Source organism: Pseudomonas gingeri (genome assembly GCF_013385425.1).
Taxonomy (GTDB): Bacteria; Pseudomonadota; Gammaproteobacteria; order Pseudomonadales; family Pseudomonadaceae; genus Aquipseudomonas; species Aquipseudomonas gingeri_D.
Genome location: NZ_JACAQA010000032.1, coordinates 155771 through 162356 on the forward strand (window position 1 = coordinate 155771; position 6586 = coordinate 162356).

At 55.8% G+C, this 6586-nt stretch carries 6 protein-coding genes; all 6 read left to right on the forward strand.

Annotated elements, in window-relative coordinates:
- The first annotated feature begins 22 nt into the window (after window positions 1-22).
- The 6 genes from HX830_RS28430 (at window position 23) to HX830_RS28455 (ending at window position 5942) form a co-directional block, all read left to right on the forward strand.
- Complete coding sequence (locus tag HX830_RS28430; protein WP_103497205.1) at window positions 23-799, forward strand: DeoR/GlpR family DNA-binding transcription regulator; 777 nt, start codon at window positions 23-25, stop codon at window positions 797-799.
- 3 nt (window positions 800-802) lie between these two features.
- Window positions 803-2638, forward strand: coding sequence for a glutamine--fructose-6-phosphate transaminase (isomerizing) (gene glmS / locus HX830_RS28435; protein ID WP_177104002.1), 1836 nt, complete (start codon window positions 803-805; stop codon window positions 2636-2638).
- Window positions 2639-2988: 350 nt separating this feature from the next.
- Window positions 2989-3825 carry a TIGR04255 family protein gene (locus HX830_RS28440; protein WP_177104004.1) on the forward strand — a complete coding sequence of 279 codons (837 nt, stop codon included), beginning with the start codon at window positions 2989-2991 and terminating at the stop codon, window positions 3823-3825.
- 10 nt (window positions 3826-3835) lie between these two features.
- A complete protein-coding gene (locus tag HX830_RS28445) occupies window positions 3836-4537 on the forward strand; it encodes a Cro/Cl family transcriptional regulator (protein WP_177104006.1) in 702 nt (233 codons plus the stop codon).
- A 176-nt stretch (window positions 4538-4713) separates the two neighbouring features.
- Window positions 4714-5418 (forward strand): hypothetical protein, encoded by a 705-nt coding sequence (locus HX830_RS28450; RefSeq protein WP_371317552.1) that lies wholly within the window; start codon window positions 4714-4716, stop codon window positions 5416-5418.
- Window positions 5419-5756: 338 nt separating this feature from the next.
- Window positions 5757-5942: a hypothetical protein gene (locus tag HX830_RS28455; RefSeq protein WP_177104015.1), complete on the forward strand. Its 186-nt coding sequence runs from the start codon at window positions 5757-5759 to the stop codon at window positions 5940-5942.
- Window positions 5943-6586: the final 644 nt, after the last annotated feature.

The window sequence follows — 6586 nt, forward strand, 5'->3', positions numbered from 1 at the left end:
TCGAATCGAAACTTAAGTGACCATATCGAAACGCAACACTCCTCAACGTCGCCACAATATCCTGGCCATGCTCAATGACCAGGGCGAAGTCAGTGTGGATGAATTGGCCAGGCGCTTCGAAACCTCCGAGGTGACGATTCGCAAGGACCTCGCGGCTTTGGAAAGCCACGGCCTGTTGATGCGCCGCTATGGCGGTGCAATCACCATTCCCCACGAACTGTTCAGCGACCCGGCCCAGGCGATTTCCCGCTACAAGCAGGCAATTGCCCGAACTGCCGTGGGACGTATCCGTGAGCACGCGCGTATCATTATCGACAGCGGCAGCACCACCGCCGCGATGCTCCCGCAACTGGGCCAGCAACCTGGCCTGGTGGTGATGACCAACTCCCTGCATGTCGCCCGTGCTCTCAGTGAACTGGAGCACGAGCCGGTGCTGCTGATGACCGGCGGCACCTGGGACCCGCATTCCGAGTCTTTCCAGGGCCAGGTCGCCGAGCGCGTCCTGCGCTCCTACGACTTCGACCAACTGTTCATCGGCGCCGACGGCATCGATCTGGAGCGTGGCACCACCACCTTCCATGAACTGCTGGGGTTGAGCCGGGTGATGGCGGAAGTCGCCCGGGAAGTGGTGGTGATGGTCGAGTCCGACAAGATCGGCCGCAAGATTCCCAACCTGGAGCTGCCCTGGAGCAGTATCCATACCCTTATTACCGATGATCGTTTGCCCAAAGAGGTACGCGAACAGATTCAGGCCCGTGGCATCACTGTCATTTGCGCGGTTGCCAGCCAGGAGAAATAGAGCATGTGTGGAATTGTCGGTGCAGTTGCTGAACGTAATATCACGGCCATCCTGGTCGAAGGCCTGAAGCGTCTGGAATACCGCGGCTACGACAGCGCCGGTGTCGCCGTTTTCAGCCATAACGGCACGCTGGAGCGCACCCGTCGCACCGGTAAGGTCAGCGAGTTGGAGCAGGCCCTGGCCGGCGCTCCCCTGGCCGGTCGCCTGGGGATTGCCCACACCCGCTGGGCAACCCATGGCGCACCGTGCGAACACAATGCCCACCCGCATTTCTCCGGCTCCGATATTGCCGTGGTACACAACGGCATCATCGAGAACCACGAAGCCTTGCGTGAACAGCTCAAGGGCCTGGGTTACGTCTTTACCTCGGAAACCGACACCGAAGTCATCGCCCACCTGCTGAACCACAAGTTCAAGGACCTCGGTGACCTGACCAAGGCCTTGAAAGCCACGGTCAAGGAACTGCATGGCGCCTATGGCCTGGCGGTGATCAACGCACAGCAACCGGATCGCCTGCTGGCCGCCCGCAGTGGTAGCCCATTGGTGATCGGCCTGGGCCTGGGGGAAAACTTCCTCGCTTCCGACCAGTTGGCGTTGCGTCAGGTCACTGATCGTTTCATGTACCTGGAAGAGGGCGATATCGCCGAGATCCATCGCGACAGCGTGCAGATCTGGGACATTGATGGTCGTCAGGTCGAGCGCGAAGCCGTGCAGTATCGCGACGGCGCGGAAGCGGCCGAGAAGGGCGCGTTCCGCCACTTCATGCTCAAGGAAATCCACGAACAACCGACCGTGGTCCAGCGCACCCTGGAAAACCGTCTCGGTCCGAACCAGGTCCTGGTACAGGCGTTCGGCCCCCAGGCGGCGGAGTTGTTCGCCAAAGTGCGCAATGTGCAGATCGTCGCCTGTGGCACCAGCTATCACGCCGGCATGGTTGCGCGGTACTGGCTCGAAGGTCTGGCGGGGATTCCGTGCCAGGTCGAAGTCGCCAGTGAGTTCCGCTACCGCAAGGTGGTGGTGCAGCCGGACACCTTGTTCGTCGCCATCTCCCAGTCCGGCGAAACCGCCGACACCCTGGCGGCCCTGCGCAATGCCAAGGAGCTGGGCTTCCTCGGCAGCCTGGCGATCTGCAACGTCAGCATCAGCTCGCTGGTGCGCGAATCGGACCTGACCCTGTTGACCCAGGCCGGTCGTGAAATCGGCGTGGCCTCGACCAAGGCCTTCACCACCCAACTGGTGAGCCTGCTGCTGCTGACCATGGCCCTGGGCCAGGTCCGTGGCACCTTGGCACCGGCTGTCGAAGCCGAACTGGTGGAAGAGCTGCGTCGCCTGCCGACTCGCCTGGGCGAGACCCTGGCCATGGACACCAAGGTCGAGAAAATCGCCGAGCTGTTCGCCGACAAGCACCACACCCTGTTCCTCGGCCGTGGCGCGCAGTACCCGGTGGCGATGGAAGGTTCGCTCAAGCTCAAGGAGATCTCCTATATCCATGCCGAAGCCTATCCGGCGGGTGAGCTCAAGCACGGTCCGTTGGCCCTGGTGGACAACGACATGCCGATCGTGACCGTGGCGCCGAACAACGAATTGTTGGAGAAGCTCAAATCCAACCTGCAGGAAGTGCGCGCCCGCGGTGGTCAACTGATCGTCTTCGCCGACGAACACGCCGGGATGGTCAATGCCGAAGGCACCCACGTCATCACGATGCCGCATATCCACGACACCCTGGCGCCGATCCTCTACACCATCCCGCTGCAACTGCTGTCGTACTACGTGGCGGTGCTCAAGGGCACGGACGTCGACCAGCCGCGTAACCTGGCGAAGTCGGTGACGGTGGAGTAAGGCTGCGGGTTTGGCTGTTCTGTATTGGTTTTAAACAATTAAGAGCGAGACTAAACAAATAAGCGTGACACAAAACAATTGAGACTGACACGATGGCAAATCTTTGAAATAGAAGGGTTTGCCATTTTTTTGCCTGTCCGCTCATCAGGTCCCGCTCCGTCGTGCATGACTTGCAATATCATGCGTACTCGGCCCACGGTTGCCATCCTCACGATGCCCTTATCAGCAGCTTAGGCTCATGCGCCAGGTTTCGTAACAAACGGTACCTAGGAGCGTGATTGACCCGCGTGTTGCAGGTGTGTAAAGCAAGGTGTAAACTGTCAACCAAAGTGTAAAGTCGAGTACATGCAATGGGCAGGAAATATGCAAATGCACCGGTCTACTTCACCATTGGCCAGGTGCGGCACAACCCTTTGCTTTCGCTGAAGAGCTATCTTCCCTTGATCCAGGAGCGTATGCGAAAGGCTGGTTATCCTGACTTTCAGGCTGCTGCTCATATGCATTTTTCCTTCAATCCCGTAACCGGTGGGATTGATGAGGGCGTGCCATTTCAGCCAGAGGTACAGCACGCCGAGCGGTACACCTTCTCTAATCTAGAGGGTACCCAGGGCTTTGTGATCGAGCCGAGTGCCTTGTCGTTTCGCTGCACGGCCTATGACACCTTTGATGAGTTTTATGCCGAGATAGAGCGCGGGCTCGAAATCTTGGCTTCAGCAGTCGATGGGTTGGCTTACTACGAGCGCATCGGTCTGCGCTATCTCGATGCGATAACCCCGCGTGAAGGTGAGCAGCTACACCAGTACCTAGCGCAGGAGGTTTGGGGCACCCCAGCTTCTTTGCGGCTCAAAGAGGTGACCGAGTTCGCAAATCAACCTTTGCAATACAGCCATTCTTTCTCCGAATCGCTGGCCAAGGTTCCTGATGTTGGTCAGGTGGTCTCTCGGGTAGTGATCCAGAACAGCGAAGTACGCTTTCCCCCTGATCTTGCGCCCGACCCGCTTAAGCTTCAGGAACGTTTTGCGAGCTTTAAGTGTGAGCATGCGATTGTGGATGTCGACGCGAGCTTTGGTGAGCGGAAGAAATACGATGCTGCTGAAGTGAAGAAGCGTTTTGGCGATCTGCACGATCTTGTTGGCCTATTTTTCAACGCCACAGTCACTGATTTTGCTAGAGAAGCATGGAAATAAGGAGATTTTTATGACCTATCTGTACGCACCATCTGAAAATGCTGATTTAGCTAACCGGTCGTTCTTGGCTGCCAGTCGGCAGTCAGCATCGGAGCAAGCCGGGATCGCGCCCAAGCCAGCCACTCCACTCTTCGCGTTCGGTTATGGCATGGCCATGACATTTCTTCTGTGTTTCGGTACTGGAAGCGCGATGACGCCGCAGGGAGGTGGGCAACGAGAGTCCCGCCAAAGTGCGAAAGAATATAAGGCAACAGCCGAAAACCTGTCTGTTGTCGTTACCCATGAAGCACCAGCTCCGCGAACTGCTGCTGAGGCCCTGGCCTACGTCCGCAGTGTGCTGAAGCCGGCAGTTACTGAATTGGCATCCATGTTTCAAGTATCCCGACAAGCAATCTACAACTGGCAGTCTGGCGAGTATATTGCTGAAACCAATCAAGCCTTGCTGTTTGAGCTGGCTGCAGCTGCAGACACGATATTGGCTCATCCGCTATCTGGGAAAATCAACGTGAAGCGCAAGCTTCCTGGTGGAGAAACACTTCTGGAAGCTATTGGAGGTGGGGCTTCAGGCAGTGAGGTCGCTGGAAAGCTAATCAGCATGGCTGAGAAAGAAGGGGCCCAGCGTGCTGCTGTTGAATCCAGGCTTGGCCACCGAAACCGCTCTGCTGTTGACCTGTCGACAGTAGGGAGTCCGGGTATGTACGAATCAGTATGAGGTAGCGGTGAATGGGGGGTTGGGAGCGTAATACGCCATGGCGACAAGGTCATGTTGTCAGTAGTGATGTTCTCGCTCAGCTGGGGATTGGAGCTGACGCTGCCCCCCTGAACACCGTAGCGATAGTCGCAACCCATGATTGCGATCTTGCGCAGTCTAGCGAAAGCGAGCCAGTTGTGGAGCTCATCCTTGGCGTTTTGCTGGAGGGTGAGCTCAATGGCAACTACACCCACTGCAAGAATATTCGACGGCTGCATCTTGAGATCTCAGGTGGAGATCGATGCCTGCATGTGCAATTGGATGCCAACAGACGAGTCTTTGTGCCCAAAGAGCATGTGGACTCGGCCAAGGCGTTCGGGACATGCCTTCCCGTCTCGTATGCGCAGATGACAGGGTCTGAGAAGGGCATTTATCAACGCTGGCTCGCTGCCCGGTATCGTCGGTCATCTTTCCCTGATGAGTTTGATCGGCGGTTGAAGGAGCAAACCAAGGTAGCGGATCGACTTGCCAAATGTTTCAAGGACTCAGGCAAGCACATCCCAGCGGTTTTTTTCGATGTGGATTTTGGCTCGGAGAAGACTAGGGCGGGAGAAGACGATTTATATGAGTTAACCATCTACCTCCTTTACGCGACCGATGAAGATCCTGCCCTCGCAGAGGCAGCAGCGCGCGAGGCGGCAGAAGCGGTACAACTTGCCTTCCAGGCAAGATGCACTGTTGATGGTGTCGGTAAGGTGTGGAAATGGATTGAGCTGATTGATGTTGTGGTACTGGCGGATGAGTCGCTTAGTTACGCGCAATCTCTATTGTTGAACCGTTGGCAAGCAGATCACATCAGTCTGCGAACTGATCCGGCACAACCAATTTTTGACGTCAAATAGTTTGGAGGACAGTGCGCAGAAGCAACTAGCTGAAAAATCGAGGAAGTTAGTAATGGGAGGGGTTGATAAAAGTTATACAAAGATGAGACAATATAAATTGCTAGGAGATATATCAAGCAGCAAAAAGCCCACCAATGTTATCAGCACTGGTGAGCTTATCTAAAGCGTGCAATTGATGTTTTATCAGAACATCGAAAGCATTTAAAACAGAAATCCTACCCGGAGGTCAGGTTTCCTAAACTCGGTAAGAGATTCTACGCATAGAGTGATCTCTTTACAACCCTGCTTGACCGGCGGTTTTACCGTTGGTGCCTTCGGGTTCTTTAAGGAGAACCCTTATGACTATGATTTGCAGACCATTCATCACCCTGCGTAACGGGAAACGTCTCTTTGCACACGAGGTTGGGAAAACCGCCTTCTGCTTTGAGGTAGATGAAGTCCGTAAAGCAAAGCCACCTGAGACCGGTGGTGAGCAAGGCACACTCGACCTCGATGATGATGTCGATCAGCCGAAGCCTCACTAACTGCTGTCACTCTGCCCGCCAAGTGCATTACGCTTGGCGGGCTTTTCTTTTTGGTTTCGGACTTATCACTGCATCCAGTTGTTCAAAATGCGAGGAGGTACAGACGGCATCGGTTGACACCGCGCTGCTGACGACTTTCGCGACATGTTACCTTGGGTCTATAGCCGCCCGCCGGAGTTGACCCTTTGGGTTCATCTTCTTCTCGTCCTAGGATTTTTCGCAAGAGTAGTCCCCACGCCTCGGGCGGGCCCCGTCCCGCACTGCGCACCAGGGGGCATTTTCCTATCCCATGCCAAGCTCGGCACTTTCAGTCTCATGTCAGCTTCCAAATGACCCTTCTCGCGCTTTTTCGCCAGGAAAGCCTGCGTTACACTATGTTTTTCGCTTCGATTTTCTCACCGTGCCTGAAGCGGAGTGCCTGGAGCTTCAGGCGCAAGACATTCATTGGTGTCGTCGCATACGACACAGAAGGCTGAGAGTGAGAAACCAGTTATTTTGAGACCCTAAAGCCGGATAACGTTTGACGCTGGATACCCAGGTGTCAACGCCGGCCAAAACTGAGGGAAAGGGGTCAGTTTTGGGCCGGCGTTGACACCTGGGTATCCAGCGTCAAACGTTATCCGGCTTTAGGGTCTCAAAATAAC

Coding starts and splice junctions, on each gene's coding strand:
- glmS (WP_177104002.1), top strand. CDS start 803: ATGTGTGGAATTGTCGGTGCAGTTGCTGAACGTAATATCACGGCCATC.
- HX830_RS28440 (WP_177104004.1), top strand. CDS start 2,989: ATGGGCAGGAAATATGCAAATGCACCGGTCTACTTCACCATTGGCCAG.
- HX830_RS28445 (WP_177104006.1), top strand. CDS start 3,836: ATGACCTATCTGTACGCACCATCTGAAAATGCTGATTTAGCTAACCGG.
- HX830_RS28455 (WP_177104015.1), top strand. CDS start 5,757: ATGACTATGATTTGCAGACCATTCATCACCCTGCGTAACGGGAAACGT.